Raw genomic sequence first — 16,038 nt, forward strand, 5'->3', positions numbered from 1 at the left:
TCATTCCTCTGAATTTTGTAAAAATAACGATAATTGTTGTGACAATAAATGTCGGGAAACCTTAATGCCTAACGCCGACCGCATAATTTTTTCAAACGGATAATAGGCGATAGGTTGTTTAAATTTTTCTAGTTTTTCCCGTAATGCGACTTGAACAGCGTTCACTTTATCAAAACTAAAGCCATTCGCAAAATCAATCACTGCAACCGGACGCTGCCCATAGATTTGATCTTCAATCGGTAAGACAAAAACCTGTTTTACATCAGGTTGTTGCAAAATAAAAGCCTCAATCTCTTCCGGTTGAATATTTTCTCCGCCGGAGATAAACATATTATCAATCCGCCCTTGAATAAATAACTCTTCCGTATTCGTTGCTTGATAACCTTTATCTCGTGTAGCAAACCAACCTTCTTGATTTAATAAGGTTTTTATTTCGCCATTTTTCTGCCAATAACCTAACGCCAGTGTTTGACCTCTCACCCAGATTTCACCGTCAACTAATCGATATTCCCGTAACGGTAAAAGATAACCGACACCGGCACTGGCATCACTTTTTTTCGCAAATACGGTCGATGCGGCTTCTGTCATTCCATAGCCGGAATAACAGTGAATACCGGCGCGTATCGCTTGCTGAGTTAATGCCACCGGAATATGTGCCCCACCCAATAAAATGTGACTTAAACGAAAGGATGAAATTTTATTTTCCTGTAAAAAATAAAGAAAGTGCTGTAACTGTGTCGGCACTAAAGCACTGTGAGTAACCTGTAATAAATTCTGGTAGATATTGTCACCAACACAACGTAAACAACAACCATTTTGCAACCAACGCCAAACTATGCCTTGCCCGGAAACGTGAAACAGCGGTAATGCCAGCAACCATTCACTGTTTTCATCAATCTGCAATAATGGTGAAATACCTTCGGCACTGGCCAAATGCTGAGATAGAGTATGCACGACCGCTTTCGGCAGCCCGGTCGAACCGGAAGTTAACGTGAAAGTCAGTGGGCATTGTGTCATCCATTGTTGGCTCACATTATCCGCTAAACCAAAACCAAGCCGTTGCAACTTACCTACTTCGACGCCATTCAACTGCGTGCAATCCAACAGGTAATCCATATTGCACTGCTCACAAATTTGTTTGATTTTTTCTGCCGGAAACATCGGGTTAATCACCAACACACGGCATTGCAAACGTAATGCCACTAAATAGGCAATGACTAATGCAGGTTGATAACGTCCGATCAAAGCAACGCCTTTCCCTGAACTCACGCCTTCTGCTTGCCAGACATCTGCCCATTGTTCAATTATTTGATGTAAATCTCGCCACGTTAAATCGCGTTCAACAATAGAAAAGCGGGTTTCATCCCCGCTTTTAACTTGCTGTTTTAACTCAAATTTTAACGCAATATCTGTTGGTTTTATCTCGGTATATCGTTGCCATAACATCAAACTGTTTCCTCTTCAATATGTGGTGATGTGAACTGAAATGCCACTAACTGCACTAAATGCTCCGGCACATACATTGCGCGCATCACAGACTCCAACATATTTAATTTTCTAGCCGTATTATTATTTGTTGCCACCCAAAACGGTGATTTTGGAATTTGTTTCGGATTGACGCTACTGCCGGAAGCCTCAATTTCCGCCACTTCCAAAGAAAAGTAAACTCTTGAACGCCCTTGGCTCACTTCTGTCGCACTGGAAAAACCTTCCGGATTGGCTCGATAAAGCATACTTAAAATCATTAAGAAACGATTAACCTGTTTATCTTCGTGCAAAAATTCTGCGGAACTGATGAGTTTTTGAATTTGTCGATTAGTGTGCTCAATTACCTCTTTGCTTGGCTGTTTCGGTAATACAAGCGGTTGCTCTGAAGTGGTCAGACTGAACTCTTTTTCGGTAACCGCTCCACTTTCAGAACGGCTGTGATTACCCTGATTACTCGCCTCCGCAACATTCGACGTAATAGGCTCTTTTTTGATTTGTTGAACTTGAGGGAAATTCAATAATCTGCGCAAAATTGTAGAGGCATCTTCACCGATTGCTTGCGTGTTACTGGCAATATATTGGTAAAGTTCGTCATCAATACTAATCGTTTTCATCATTTCCTCCAAGTGCTGCTAAATGGTCGTTATTATACGTCATAACAAGGCAAAGCCGAAAATAAAATCCGCATTATGTCTAATTTATCAACCATTTTTTCACAACTGATTAAAACTTGATCCTTATTAAGAAATATTTTATCTTCAAGCATCATTTTCTTAGACAAAATTTATTATGACAACTCCATTACTAAACTTCGATTATCAGCCTTCTGCAAATGCTGAAGCGGATACCCTCGTTTTTATTCACGGACTTTTTGGCGATATGAACAATTTGGGCATTATCGCTAAAGCATTTGATCAACAATACGCTTTATTGAGAATTGATTTGCGTAACCACGGCAGAAGTTTTCATCACGATGAGATGGATTACCCATTAATGGCGGATGATTTATTACGCGTTCTGCAACATCTTGGTCTGAAAAAAGTCATTCTTATCGGGCATTCTATGGGCGGCAAAACGGCAATGCAGTTTGCGTTAACCTATCCTGACTATGTAAAAAGTCTCATTGTGCTTGATATTGCGCCCGTTACTTATACCCATAACGAACATCGCACCGTCTTCCAAGCATTGTTTGCTGTTGCTGAAGCGCAATCAGAAACACGTCAACAAGCAAAAGTCATTATGGAACAGTTTATTGAAAACCCAGCCATTTTACAGTTCGTCTTAAAATCATTCGATGCAAAACAGACTCAACGATTCCGTTTTAATACTCAAGTGTTGTTCAAACGTTATCAACAACTGATGGATTGGCCGGAAAACAATAATGTATGTACGTTGCCGACTCTTTTTATTCGTGGCGGTAATTCCAATTATGTCTTGCCTCAATATAGAGATAAAATTATGCAACTTTTCCCTAATGCCAGTGCGTTTACTATCAATGGTGCCGCACATTGGGTACACGCTGACAAGCCGCAATACGTGATTCGAGCAATTGAAAGACATCTGCAACAAAAGTCATAAATTTAAATGGTGTGATATTTTCAGTTTGCGGGAAACTGTGATATATTGCACGCCACAAAACGGCTTATAAATCTCAAGTAGTCTGAAAGATGGCTTTCAGTGAGTATAATAATGGCAAAACAAGAAGCAGATTGCATAACATTAGACTTATTTGCTCACGTTGCTAAAGTCGGAAGACCTCGAACAAATCCGCTTAGTCGCGAACAACAAATCCGCATCAACAAACGAAATCAGTTACGTCGCGATAAAGCTGTAGGTCTAAAACGGGTTGAGCTGAAATTACACACGACAATGGTAAATCAACTTGAACAATTAGCAGAAACGGCAAATATGAGTCGTCAACAATTGATCGAACAAATATTACAAACATATTTAGACAAAAATAGGAATTAATATGGCACTTATTGGTTTATTTTATGGTAGCGATACTGGTAATACAGAAAATATTGCCAAAATGATCCAAAAACAGTTAGGCAACGAACTGGTTGATATTCACGACATAGCAAAAAGCACAAAAGAAGATATTGAAGCTTACGATTTTATTATGATCGGCATTCCGACTTGGTATTACGGAGAAGCGCAGTGCGATTGGGATGACTTCTTTCCAACTTTGGAAGAAATAGATTTCACAGATAAATTAGTTGCTATTTTCGGTTGTGGTGACCAAGAGGATTACGCCGATTATTTCTGTGATGCAATGGGAACGGTCCGCGATATTATTGAACCGCACGGTGCGACAATTGTCGGCTATTGGCCTACAGAGGGTTATCACTTTGAATCATCAAAAGCACTGATTGATGATAAAACATTTGTCGGATTGTGTATCGATGAGGATCGTCAACCTGAATTAAGCAGTGAACGCGTTGAAAAATGGTGCAAACAACTTTATAGCGAAATGTGTTTAGATCAACTTGCTTAACCCTCCTTTTAATTATCATTTGCATTCAAAAACGAAATAATCCATACTGCTGATATGGATTATTTCTATCTTCTTAATAGAAATTTTCAGTTATCCATTTATCATTCATAAAGTTAAGATATACAACAACTTATGATATTGATTTAATTAGAGGCGAATATGACAACAAATATTGTAGATGAAAACATTAAACTATTAAAAAAAGTGGGGTTAAAAATTACCGAACCTCGTTTAAAGATCCTCTCATTAATGCAACGTACTCCGGTACAACATTTCTCCGCTGAAGATGTTTATAAATGGTTACTTGAAGAAGATGAAGAAATTGGATTGGCAACCGTATACCGCGTTTTAAATCAATTCGATGAAGCCAACATTCTTATTCGCCATAATTTTGAAGGAAATAAATCTGTATTTGAACTTGCTCCGCAAGAACACCACGATCATATTATTTGTATGGATTGTGGCAAAGTGTTTGAATTTAATGATGATCTTATTGAAAGAAGACAAAAAGAGATCAGCGAACAGCACGGCATAAAATTACTTTCTCACAGCCTATACCTTTATGGTAAATGTGCCGACATTAAGCATTGTGAAGAAAAAAATCAAAATAAATAATTGATATAAATAAATGGTTGCTGTTCTTAAACTTACCGGCAACCATTTTTTATTTTCAACTTTTAGCTCTACTTTTTCTTTGGTCTGAAACTATCAACAATTGCTTTATGCGTATCAATATAAATTCCGCTCAATAATTCCAAACAATAAGGCACAGCAGCAAAAATCCCTTTCACAATCACTTTACCATTTTCGTCTTTCAATCCTTCCAATGTTTCTTTAATTGCTTTCGGTTGTCCCGGCAAATTAAGAATTAAACTCTCTTTGCGGATCACACCGACTTGACGGGAAAGAATAGCTGTCGGCACAAATTGCAAACTAATCTGTCGCATCTGCTCGCCAAACCCGGGCATTTCCCGATCTGCCACCGCTAACGTTGCATCAGGTGTCACATCTCGCTTTGCCGGCCCTGTGCCCCCGGTGGTCAATACTAAATGGCAACCGCACTCATCCACCAACTCTTTTAATGTTTGCTCAATTAACGGTTGTTCATCAGGAATCAAACGTTTTTCCACCGCAAAAGGCGCTATTAACGCCTGCTCTAGCCATTGCTGCAAAGCAGGCAACCCTTTATCTTCATAAACACCTTGCGAGGCACGATCTGAAATAGAAACTAATCCAACTTTAAACTGTGTCATTTTTTATCCTTTTATTGAAAACCATTTATCGCCGAAAAAGAACAGCAATAATCCGCCCATTACTACCAACATACCCACCATTTTCCAGACAGTCACTTCACGCACCGGCATATAAATTAAGCCAAAATGATCGATAATCATCGCCGCCACCAACTGTCCGATAATAATAAAAAACAGCATATTGGTAATACCGACCTTCGGCGCAAGAAAAATCGTGGTAAATACCACCAATGCACCTAACGGCCCGCCAATAAATTTCCAAAACGGTTGTCCGGCAAGGTTTTGTAATCCTTCCCATAAATTGGTTTTCAACAAACATACCGCCAACAACGCTAATGTTCCGGTAGCAAAAGAGATTAATGCCGCAATTAACGGTTGCCCGGCAACCACTTTACTAAGCTGGCTATTAATCGCCGCCTGCGAAGCAAGCCCGACACCGGCGACTAAAGCAAACACAACATAAATGATTCCCACTAAATTGCATCCTCGTTTTCTTCTCCGGTACGAATACGGATCACCCGTTCAACATCGTACACAAAAATTTTGCCATCACCGATTTTGCCGGATTGTGCATTATCAATAATCGCCTCAACGCACTGCTCAACCTGCTCATCGACCACAACAATTTCCAATTTCACTTTAGGCAGAAAATCCACCATATATTCCGCTCCGCGATAAAGTTCGGTATGCCCTTTTTGTCGACCAAAGCCCTTTACCTCACTCACGGTCATCCCGGTAATACCAAGATCCGATAGTGCTTCACGCACATCATCCAATTTAAATGGTTTAATAATTGCTTCAATCTTTTTCATATTTACCTCCTGCGGTGAAACTTATTTATTTAATTGTAACAACACTAACACTTCATAGTGTGCCGTATGTGGGAACATATCAAATAACTGTACTTTGTTTAAATGATAACCAGATAAGCGTTGTAAATCCTGCTGCATTGTCGTTACATTACAACTGGAATATAGCAAAAAACGAGGTTGTAGTTCATTTAAATATTGTATTAATTTTTCACCAATACCTCGTCTTGGCGGATTTATAATTACTAAATCTGGTTTATCACCTTGATGTGCTTGAAATTTACTCGCATCAAGATCCTGAAATATCGCATTATATAATCCAGCTTTTTCAGCTGCTAAACGTGCAGAGCGGATTGCCGATTCTGAAATCTCAATACCGACTAATGACACCTCCGGTTCAACCTTTTTTCTAGCTAACGCACAATGCAAACCAAAACCGCCTACTCCACAGAACAGATCCCAAATTTGCTTAATCGGCAATGCTTGTGTCCATTGTTGAGCAGTGTGATATAAAGCAGCAGCAACTTGCGGATTAGTTTGAAAAAAGCCCTGTGGGCGAATAAATAGGGAAATCTGATTGAATTGCTCTTCCAACACCTGTTGTTCTGTGAAGTAAATTTCTGTTTCACCCTCTAAAATAGCCGCATGTTGCGGTTGAATATTGGCACTAATCACGGCTAACTGTGGCAATTTTTGTTGTAATGAAGGCAATTCTCTACGAATCAAAGGCAATTTTGTTTCACTACGCAATACAAAACGCAACATAAACTGTTGATTGAATTGACTCTGTGTCAGCAATAGATATTTTAACTCGCCTTTACGCTTCGCCACGTTATAGGGTACAAGCCCGGCTCTAGCAATAAAATCTTTTAATTGAGAAAAAATCTTTTTAAATTCAATCGGATAAAGAGGACAATCAGTAAGATCAATTGCACTGTTCATATCATTGGGATCGGTTAAAATACCCAATATCGGTTTTTCCACTACACCGCTCACCACCATTTTGGCGCGATTACGCATCGCCTGTTGTGCCGATTGCTGTGACGGAAACCAAATAGTTTCTTCGCTCACTAATTCGGATAAACATTGCTGCAAATGCTGTTGTTTACGCTCAATTTGCTGTTGATAAGGTTGTTCCAGCCAAGCACAAGAGCGGCATTTTCCTTGTGCAAAATAAAGACAATGCATCAGCCTTTTACCTCTAACCATTTCTGTTGTAATGCAGACAAAAAGTGGTGCGCTTTTAGCCAACGCTCACTGGCTTGTAATTGAGATAATGAAAACGTTTTTTTCTTCGTTAATTGTAAATAAGCTGTTTTTTCCTGCACTGTCGGTTGATATTGCAGCCGATCCAGCACGTCAATCACACCGGCACGTTCATTGCATAATAGTAGAATATCGCAACCTGCCGCCAATGCCTGTTGGCTCCGTTCGACAAAACCGCCCATCGCACCGGCACCTTTCATTCCTAAATCATCAGAAAAAATAATCCCTTTAAAACCAAGCTGTTGTCTTAACACCTGTTTTAACCAAAAACTTGAGCCACTTGCCGGTTGTGTATCTGCCTGAGTATAAATCACGTGTGCCGGCATAATTGCATTCAATTTCTGTTTTTCAATTAATTGCTGGAACGGTTGCAAATCTTGCAGTTGAATCTGGGCTAAAGGGCGTTCATCCCTTGGCGTTTCCAAATGCGAATCGGCAATAACGTGTCCGTGCCCCGGAAAATGTTTGCCTGTCGTTGCCATTCCTGCCTGCAACATACCGTCACAAAAAGCTTCCGCTAACGGCAATAACTGTCGCCAATCCTGATGAAAACTGCGATCTCCGATCGCTTTACATTGATGACCGACATCCAAAACCGGGGCAAAACTTAAATCAATATCCATTGCAATCATTTCGGATGCCATCAACCACGCACTCTCTTGCGCCCAATATTGTTGTTCCTCTTGTGCCAATAATGCACTAAACGCCTGCATTGCCGGTAATTGCGTAAATCCGTTACGAAAACGCTGAACTCTGCCGCCCTCCTGATCAACACAAATCAATAGCGGGCGTTTTACTTTTTGTCGGATGGTTTTAATTAAATACTGCAATTGCGGAATATCTTCAAAATTACGCGAAAACAGAATAACGCCGGCAATTAACGGATGATTAAGAATTTCAATCTCTTCCGCCTCTACTGATTTACCTTGTAAATCAACGATTAATTTAGACATAACACCCTCAATTCAGTTGTTGATGACAAATAAGCCATAATGCGATCAAATAATCTGCCCATTGCAAACAAGACTTTTTTTGCGCTTGCCATTGGCGAAATGAAAGCAGTGGATGATCGCTAAAATAATGCTTTAAAAAATAATTTTCTTGTCTTTTTGCTAAATGGTTAGCTTGCAAAAATAACGCCAGCTCCCAAAACGGATGAGCATAACCGGCATATTCCCAATCAATAAAGGCTAACTTTTGACCGGTTTTTACAATATTGCCAAGATGCAAATCAAAATGGCACAAGCTTTTCAGCTCCGTTAATTGCGGTTCTATTGGTGGCGCAATTAAATGCGGTGCATATTTAGCCAGAGCAGAACAACGCTCACTAATATTCACCTCATCCAACGTTGCAAAAACGGTTTGTTGTTGTAGCTGTTTTAGTGCCATCGCGACCTTTTTTAACAAAGGCTTCGTCCATTTTTTTGCCGTTTTCCCCCAAATATAGCTCACAACCAGTTGCTGTGAATGTTGTTCTATCATTGTAGGGGAAATCATTGCCTTATTATCAACCGCAGCCAGATAGTTTAAAACCGCCGCCTCTCGCGCACGATCAACACCAAGCAACGCCAATTCAGGCGTTTGATAACGAACAACATAACGCTGATCGGCAATGGTGATAATCTCACTGCCTCGTGTCATTCCCGATGTTTGCAGCTCCATTTTACTTATTTAATCAGCTTTAAAGTAGACACGATAATTCACGCTGTTTTTATTCGGCTTTTGTAATTGAATCGTTTTTTGTTGCTGTGCTGCCAAAGTTAATCCGATCCACTGTTCTTCCTGTTGCCAATCGGCACGTTGAGTAACGCCATTTTTATCATACCAAGTGAGCAGGAAAGCCGTTTTAATCAGTTTATCGGCTCGATTTTTCACTTCAAGCTGTGATGAATTGGCTGACACCTGCAACGATGGCGCTAACACAGCTTCAATATTAATCACCGGCTGATTGCTGCGTAACGGTGATTTCACCGATGAAGAGCAAGCACTTAATCCCAACAGTATAATCAACATTAAAAAAAGTGTTCTCATTTTGCCTCCATCTACGCATTTTTTATCGAAAAAGAGATGACATCTTCAATATTGTCTGTCGATAACGCAATCATTAATAAACGATCCACGCCCAACGCCACACCGGAACAGGATGGCATTCCGGATTTCAATGCTGCCAGAAAACGGCTATCCATTTGTTGCGGTGGCAAATGCAATTTTTCACGCAACAAATTGTCCTGTTCAAAACGGTGCATCTGTTCATTGGCATCTGTTAATTCGTGGAAACCGTTCGCCAATTCCAAACCTTTATAATAAAACTCAAAACGCTCCGCTACACGATGATCTTCCGAACTGATTTGTGCCAATACCGCCTGTGCTGAAGGGAAATGATACACCGCAATAGGGCGTTCCTGTCCGATATTTTTTTCCACGACTTCACTGAAGAGATATTGCAACAATGTATCTCTTCCTTCCATATCCGCATTGACCAACCCCTGAGCCTTTGCCTTTTCTACCAGCTCCGCTTTGCTGGCTGATAATGGATCAACGCCGACATATTCCTGAAACACAAACTGATAGCTCAAAGATTCCGCCGGCGGACAATCTAAAATTTGTTGCAATAAATCATCCACTTCATTGATTAAGCGATACATATCAAAAAAAGGACGGTACCACTCCAACATCGTAAATTCCGGATTATGGCGTTTTCCCGCCTCTTCATTCCTAAACACTTTGCAGATTTGGAAAATCGGACCGCTACCCTCTGCCAATAAGCGTTTCATATGGTATTCCGGGCTGGTAATTAAATGCAGCGTTTTTTTCTGATCAAAAGGCGGTGTAAATTCTGTTTGGAAGGTAGAAAGATGAACATCTGTCACCGAAAACTCGCTTAAAATTGGAGTTTCAACTTCCAATAAACCACGATCAACAAAAAATTGTCGAATATCAGCAATAATTTTGGCGCGTTTTAACAGGTTCTGAATGGATGATGTGGATTTCCAATTTAATGATTGGTCAATATCTGACATAGTAATTCCTTAATCGATAGAAAATCCGTTTATTGTAATGACTTCAGCTATAAATAACAATTTAGCTCATCATGCTTAACTCTGCTTTTCCGACAACAGTAACTGCACACTGCTTTGCCAGAGCTGTTCTGCAATATTCTCCTGATTTTCTGATCTTAATTGGCATAATTCTGCAAAAATAAGCGGCAAACGTGCCGGATGATTCGGCTGCCCTTGCCAGCCCATTATTGGCATATCCGGGCTATCCGTTTCAAGCACCAAAGCGGATAACGGCAAACGGGCAATTGCCTGTCGAGTTTTATTCGCACGTGGATAAGTAATAGTACCGCCGACACCAATTTTATAGCCGAGATCAACACATCGTTTCGCCTGTTCATAGCTGCCGGAAAAACCGTGAACAATACCGGCTTTCGGCAATTGATGTCGCTTTAAAAAGGTATAGAGCTGATCGTGTGCGCGGCGAGAATGTAGATTCACCGGCAAATGGTAACGGTTTGCCAAACTTAATTGTGCATCAAAAAATTCGCACTGTTTCTGCCACATTTGCTCCGTGATAATGTCTGCCGGATAACGATCCAAGCCAATTTCCGCCACCGCAATACATTGGTTATTTTGCTGTGCCAAATGTTGTTCCAGATAATCCAAATCTTGACGCTGATGGGTAGCAATAAAAAGAGGGTGCAATCCCACACCATAATAGAGATTCGGTTGCCCATTGAGCCAAGTCGGCAAAAAATCAATGCTTTGTCGATTAATGCCGACAACCAACATTTTCTCAACTCGTTGCGCATTTGCCTCTGCCACCAGTTGCGATAATGATTGATTCAGATCTTGTGCCAAATAATCTAAATGGGTGTGGGTATCAAAAAACGGCATAATCTTAATGGAAATAACCTAATAACATCGCTGCAATAAAACAGATTAATGCCGGTAAAAGCAATCTATTTTGCGGATTTTGTCGTTTAAATGCTTTTGCTGCCAAAATAATATAGAGCACCAAGGCAACAATTTTAATCAGCAGCCAAGTCATCAACGGAAACTGGAAAAAGATTAAAAACGAGAGGCCGCTCAATAGCAATACGGTATCAGTGATATGTGGCAAAATACGCAACAATTTGTATTGGCGCCAATCTTGGGCTTGTAATTGCAAACCGCCACGAAGCACGAACAGAATTAAACTTAACCAAGCGCTGAATAAATGGAGATAAATTAATGTTTTCATAATAAAAAATAGCCATCTAGAAAAAGTAGATGGCTATTTTGCATAATCGATTATTTAAAATCAATAATTAAGCAGTGGTAACTTCTGAATCAGGATCGCCATTAGCAATCGGTTTCAACATAGTGAAGAAGCAGACGATCGCTACTACAGTTAATGCTATGCCAACCCATACTGATGTTTCATAAGATAATCCGAAACCAATTTTCGCATAAGCTAAGAATGTTGCTGATACCATTGTCATAAAGATCGCCGGAATTGTACAAATCCAGTGGAATTTATGATAACGATAGAGGTATGCTGCTGCAGTCCATAGCATTACCATTGCGGTGGTCTGGTTTGCCCAACCGAAATAACGCCAAATCACTTGGAAATCAAGTTTAGAAATAATGAAACCTAATATGAATAATGGAATTGCGATCATTAAACGTTTAACTAAGTTACGCTGATCGATTTTGAAAAACTCTGCGACAATCAAACGCGCTGCACGGAATGAAGTGTCACCTGAAGTAATTGGTAATACCACCACACCCAACACCGCTAAAATACCACCGAAGTAACCCAACATATGTGTTGCTGAATCATAAACCACTTTTGATGGTGTACCTGCATTGATCGCATCATTCATTAATGCCGGACTATCATAGAAAGTTAAACCGACCATACACCAAATTAACGCGATAATCCCTTCACCGATCATCGCACCATAGAAAACGAAACGACCTTCTTTTTCATTTTCCATACAACGCGCCATTAATGGGGATTGTGTCGCGTGAAAACCGGATACCGCACCGCAAGCGATGGTAACGAAAATTAACGGCCAAATCGGTAGATTATTCGGATGTGCATTTTCAAAGAATTTAGAAAAACTCATATCACCGATACTATGGAACAACGCTTTATCTTCAAATAACAAAGCAAAGAACATACCAAAAGACATAAAGAGCAATAATGCACCGAAGAGTGGATAAATACGACCAATGATTTTGTCAATCGGAACCAAAGTGGCAATGATGTAATAGACGAAAATAATGGTTGTCCAAGTCACTAAAGTATCAGCACGATCAAGGCTTAAACTTTCGCCGAAATTATCCATTGTAATATTCGTTAAAAGCCCGGCAGGAGAAATAACGAACACCACGCCAACGAGCACCAATAACACTAATGCCAATGCATTCATAAAGTGTTTAACCGGCGCACCGATATATTTACCTGCCAAATTAGGCACAGAAGCGCCACCGTTACGTACACTCAACATTCCGCTGAAATAGTCGTGCACCGCACCCGCAAAAATACAGCCGAATACAATCCATAGCATAGCGACCGGTCCATATAACGCCCCTAAGATTGGCCCGAAAATCGGTCCGGTTCCGGCAATATTCAATAATTGAATAAGCCAAATCTTTTTCTTAGTCATCGGCACATAATCGACACCATCATTCATCAAATGCGCCGGAGTTTCACGTTTTGGATTGATTTTAAAAACTTTCTCTACGATTGAACCGTAAATGAAATAGCCGGCTATTAATAAAGCAACGGCAGCAATGAACCACAACATAATTTCACCTTTAACAATAGTTGTTCAAAACGGACGAATTCTAGCAAAAGCCTTAACTTATTGTTAAAAATTTCTGTAAAGATGTGATTAATATCACAACAATCTGCTTTATATGATGAAATTTTTATCATCTATAACTAAAAATAGGTATAAATTTTAGTCTAAAAAGTAATCTAAATGTTAAAGCGATAGATAATCTGATTAGCGGAACCTCGCCAAACTAAACTTGGGTCTGCCTGTTCTTGTATAAATTTACCATCAATCAAAACATCAATATACTGTAACATTTCTCGCTGTTGTTGATTTAATTCCGCTAAACGATACCCTGTCCAGCACCAAATATCTTTGCCTTTGCACTCCGTTTTAATGCGTTTCACTAATGGCAACAGTCTTTCAACATTTCGCGGATGTAGCGGATCGCCGCCGGAGAGCGATAGCCCCTGACGACGAATACGTGTATCCTGTAAATCCCGAATAATCTGCTCTTCCATTGCATCAGTAAAAGGCACACCGGCATCAAATGACCAACTTTTTTGGTTATAACAGCCACGACACTGGTGAGTGCAACCGGCAACGAACAGCGTGCAGCGTGTTCCCTCACCATTAACGACATCAACCGGATAATATTGTAGATAATTCATTTTCAAGCCTTATAAATGTTTAACCCGTCTTTTTACCTCTTCCTGTTTTCCAGGATTAAAAGGTCTGGCATCCGGACTACCCAAATAACCGCACACCCGACGAATAACCGACACTTTAGCACTATCGTGATTACCACATTTCGGACAAACAAAGCCTTTACTGGTACACTCAAATTCACCGGTAAATCCACACTGATAACACTCATCGATCGGCGTATTAGTACCATAATAAGGCACTCGGTCATAACTATAATCCCAGACATCCTCCAAAGCTTTTAGGTTATGTTGCAAATTCGGATACTCTCCATAGCAGATAAAACCGCCGCTCGCTAAAGGCGGATACGCCATTTCAAAATCCAATTTATCGTAAGGATTAACTTTTTTCTCAACATCCAAATGGAAACTGTTGGTGTAATAACCTTTGTCGGTTACCCCTTCAACAACGCCGAACTGCTTGCTGTCCAAACGACAAAAACGATCACACAAGCTCTCACTTGGTGTTGAATATAAACTGAAGGCATAGCCAGTTTCCGCCTGCCATTTTTTGGTTGCTTCGCTGAGATAACGCACAATTGCCACACCTTTTTCCCGTAATTTGTCAGAATCAAAAATATGACCTTGTCCATATAACGCATTGATCGTTTCGTGAATACCGATATAACCGAGTGAAATTGAAGCTCTGCCCTGCTTAAAGATGTCTGCAACATTGTCATCTGCTTTCAATCTCACTCCGCAAGCGCCCTCCATATAGAGAATCGGTGCTACTCTTGCCTTGGTTTGTTCCAAGCGTGCAATTCGGGTTAATAAGGCTTGTTTAGCAATCGCTAAACGCTGATCTAAAATATGATAAAAACGTTGTTCATCGTGTTGAGCCTCCAATGCAATACGCGGTAAATTAATGCTCACCACACCAAGATTATTACGTCCGGCGTGAATTTCCTTACCATTCTCAACATAACGACCTAAGAAACTACGACAGCCCATCGGTGCTTTAAATGAACCTGTCACTTTCACCACCTGATCATAATTAAGAATATCCGGATACATTCTTTTAGACGCACATTCCAATGCCAACTGTTTAATATCATAATTCGGATCTTGTGGCTGCTGATTTAAACCACGTTTAATCGTAAACACCAATTTAGGAAATACAGCGGTTTTATGGTTTTTGCCTAAGCCTACAATACGATTCTGCAAAATCGAACGTTGAATTAATTTTGCCTGCCAACTTGTCCCCAGCCCAAACCCGAAGGTAACAAATGGAGTTTGTCCATTAGCGGTATGCAACGTGTTGACTTCATACTCCAAAGATTGAAATGCATCAAAGCATTCTTTTTCGATTAAAGCTTTTGCATACCCCTCCCGATCAGGAATATGCCACACTTCTGCATTATGTAGATGTTTTTGGTAACTTTTTTCAACATAAGGTGCTAACACTTCGTCCAAGCGATCAATGGTTGTTCCACCATAAATATGGCTCGCCACCTGAGCAATAATTTGAGCGGTTACCGCCGTTGCAGTCGTAATTGATTTTGGCGGCTCAATTTCAGCATTGCCCATTTTAAAACCATTGGTCAACATTCCCTGCAAATCAACCAACATACAGTTAAACATTGGGAAAAATGGGGAATAATCCAAATCGTGATAGTGAATTTCGCCGCGTTCGTGTGCCTGAACCACCTCTTTCGGCAACAAATAACTTTTCGCATAATGACGTGCAACAATGCCTGCCAATAAATCTCGTTGTGTCGGAATCACTTTTGCATCTTTATTGGCATTTTCATTCATTAGCAGCACATTATTTTGTTCAATCAACCCTTCAATTTCTTGCGTTAATTGGCTGCGTTTTTCACGTTCTTTATCTCTATCGTGACGATATTCAATATAAGCACGCGCTACTTGAGGATACCGGCTTTGCATTAAATGGTTTTCGACTACCTGTTGAATATCAGCAATATCAATCTGTTGATTCACCCCGTTCAGAATTTCAAAACTGATCTCCTGACTGAGTTGTTCAAAATAGCTGTCATCCTCAATATTGACCGCCTGTGCTGCCTTTTTCATCGCATTTAAAATAAATTGAGCATCAAACTGCGCTTTAGATCCGTCACGTTTAATCACAATCGGTAAAACAGAGAGATCTTGATAATTTACAGAATTAAGTTGTTGTTGAGAGGTATAAGTGAGCATAGCAATCTCCTTTTTTAAAATCGGGAGATACTATATATAGATATTTTTCATAATGCAAACACAATATATTGTGTTTTGTTGCTATTTTTCAGTGCAT

At 40.1% G+C, this 16,038-nt stretch carries 19 protein-coding genes; 4 read left to right on the top strand and 15 right to left on the bottom strand.

The genetic code is table 11. The features are described from left to right. Positions 1-1,446 (bottom strand): o-succinylbenzoate--CoA ligase, encoded by a 1,446-nt coding sequence (gene menE / locus A3EO_RS0110625; RefSeq protein ID WP_018347131.1) that lies wholly within the window; start codon positions 1,444-1,446, stop codon positions 1-3. Next, positions 1,446-2,105, bottom strand: a complete 660-nt coding sequence (seqA, locus tag A3EO_RS0110630) for a replication initiation negative regulator SeqA (protein WP_230587140.1) — start codon at positions 2,103-2,105, stop codon at positions 1,446-1,448. Before seqA ends, menE begins: the two co-directional genes overlap by 1 nt. Positions 2,106-2,277: 172 nt before the next feature. Here seqA and A3EO_RS0110640 point away from each other — a divergent pair, with 172 nt between their 5' ends. From A3EO_RS0110640 to fur, 4 genes are all read left to right on the top strand, one after another. Then, positions 2,278-3,066 carry an alpha/beta fold hydrolase gene (locus tag A3EO_RS0110640; protein ID WP_018347133.1) on the top strand — a complete coding sequence of 263 codons (789 nt, stop codon included), beginning with the start codon at positions 2,278-2,280 and terminating at the stop codon, positions 3,064-3,066. A 111-nt stretch (positions 3,067-3,177) separates the two neighbouring features. After that, positions 3,178-3,459: a LexA regulated protein gene (gene ybfE, locus A3EO_RS0110645; RefSeq protein ID WP_013746773.1), complete on the top strand. Its 282-nt coding sequence runs from the start codon at positions 3,178-3,180 to the stop codon at positions 3,457-3,459. Position 3,460: 1 nt separating this feature from the next. Beyond that, complete coding sequence (gene fldA, locus A3EO_RS0110650; protein WP_013746772.1) at positions 3,461-3,985, top strand: flavodoxin FldA; 525 nt, start codon at positions 3,461-3,463, stop codon at positions 3,983-3,985. A 171-nt stretch (positions 3,986-4,156) separates the two neighbouring features. Next, positions 4,157-4,600: a ferric iron uptake transcriptional regulator gene (gene fur, locus A3EO_RS0110655; RefSeq protein ID WP_026211122.1), complete on the top strand. Its 444-nt coding sequence runs from the start codon at positions 4,157-4,159 to the stop codon at positions 4,598-4,600. Positions 4,601-4,668: 68 nt separating this feature from the next. On the opposite strand, the gene mog is transcribed toward fur, so the two are convergent. The 13 genes from mog to nrdD all read right to left on the bottom strand — a co-directional run bounded on the left by mog (position 4,669) and on the right by nrdD (position 15,941). Then, entirely contained in the window at positions 4,669-5,238 is a 570-nt protein-coding gene (mog, locus tag A3EO_RS0110660; protein WP_013746770.1) for a molybdopterin adenylyltransferase, read from the bottom strand. Positions 5,239-5,241: 3 nt separating this feature from the next. Beyond that, complete coding sequence (locus tag A3EO_RS0110665; protein WP_018347134.1) at positions 5,242-5,712, bottom strand: DMT family transporter; 471 nt, start codon at positions 5,710-5,712, stop codon at positions 5,242-5,244. Next, entirely contained in the window at positions 5,712-6,050 is a 339-nt protein-coding gene (gene glnB, locus A3EO_RS0110670) for a nitrogen regulatory protein P-II (RefSeq protein ID WP_013746768.1), read from the bottom strand. Before glnB ends, A3EO_RS0110665 begins: the two co-directional genes overlap by 1 nt. 21 nt (positions 6,051-6,071) lie before the next feature. Further along, positions 6,072-7,235 (bottom strand): 23S rRNA (uracil(747)-C(5))-methyltransferase RlmC, encoded by a 1,164-nt coding sequence (gene rlmC, locus A3EO_RS0110675; RefSeq protein WP_018347135.1) that lies wholly within the window; start codon positions 7,233-7,235, stop codon positions 6,072-6,074. Then, the gene (gene nagZ, locus A3EO_RS0110680; protein ID WP_018347136.1) at positions 7,235-8,266 is read right to left on the bottom strand and encodes a beta-N-acetylhexosaminidase; all 1,032 of its coding nucleotides are present in this window, start codon (positions 8,264-8,266) and stop codon (positions 7,235-7,237) included. The genes rlmC and nagZ overlap by 1 nt, the downstream gene beginning before the upstream one ends. Before the next feature lie 7 nt (positions 8,267-8,273). Then, positions 8,274-8,975: a phosphotransferase gene (locus tag A3EO_RS0110685; RefSeq protein ID WP_233432276.1), complete on the bottom strand. Its 702-nt coding sequence runs from the start codon at positions 8,973-8,975 to the stop codon at positions 8,274-8,276. Positions 8,976-8,984: 9 nt separating this feature from the next. Then, positions 8,985-9,344: a YcfL family protein gene (locus tag A3EO_RS0110690; protein WP_013746764.1), complete on the bottom strand. Its 360-nt coding sequence runs from the start codon at positions 9,342-9,344 to the stop codon at positions 8,985-8,987. Positions 9,345-9,355: 11 nt separating this feature from the next. Then, entirely contained in the window at positions 9,356-10,333 is a 978-nt protein-coding gene (gene epmA, locus A3EO_RS0110695) for an elongation factor P--(R)-beta-lysine ligase (protein ID WP_018347138.1), read from the bottom strand. A gap of 75 nt (positions 10,334-10,408) precedes the next feature. After that, positions 10,409-11,209, bottom strand: coding sequence for a TatD family hydrolase (locus tag A3EO_RS0110700; RefSeq protein WP_018347139.1), 801 nt, complete (start codon positions 11,207-11,209; stop codon positions 10,409-10,411). A gap of 4 nt (positions 11,210-11,213) precedes the next feature. Then, positions 11,214-11,555 carry a SirB2 family protein gene (locus tag A3EO_RS0110705; RefSeq protein WP_018347140.1) on the bottom strand — a complete coding sequence of 114 codons (342 nt, stop codon included), beginning with the start codon at positions 11,553-11,555 and terminating at the stop codon, positions 11,214-11,216. A gap of 67 nt (positions 11,556-11,622) precedes the next feature. Then, complete coding sequence (locus A3EO_RS0110710; protein WP_018347141.1) at positions 11,623-13,110, bottom strand: carbon starvation CstA family protein; 1,488 nt, start codon at positions 13,108-13,110, stop codon at positions 11,623-11,625. A gap of 173 nt (positions 13,111-13,283) precedes the next feature. After that, on the bottom strand, positions 13,284-13,751 hold the full coding sequence (gene nrdG, locus A3EO_RS0110715; RefSeq protein WP_018347142.1) for an anaerobic ribonucleoside-triphosphate reductase-activating protein: 468 nt from the start codon (positions 13,749-13,751) through the stop codon (positions 13,284-13,286). A gap of 9 nt (positions 13,752-13,760) precedes the next feature. Then, positions 13,761-15,941, bottom strand: a complete 2,181-nt coding sequence (gene nrdD, locus A3EO_RS0110720; protein ID WP_018347143.1) for an anaerobic ribonucleoside-triphosphate reductase — start codon at positions 15,939-15,941, stop codon at positions 13,761-13,763. Positions 15,942-16,038 lie beyond the last annotated feature (97 nt).

It is taken from the genome of Gallibacterium anatis DSM 16844 = F 149, from assembly GCF_000379785.1.
GTDB classification, from domain to species: domain Bacteria; phylum Pseudomonadota; class Gammaproteobacteria; order Enterobacterales; family Pasteurellaceae; genus Gallibacterium; species Gallibacterium anatis.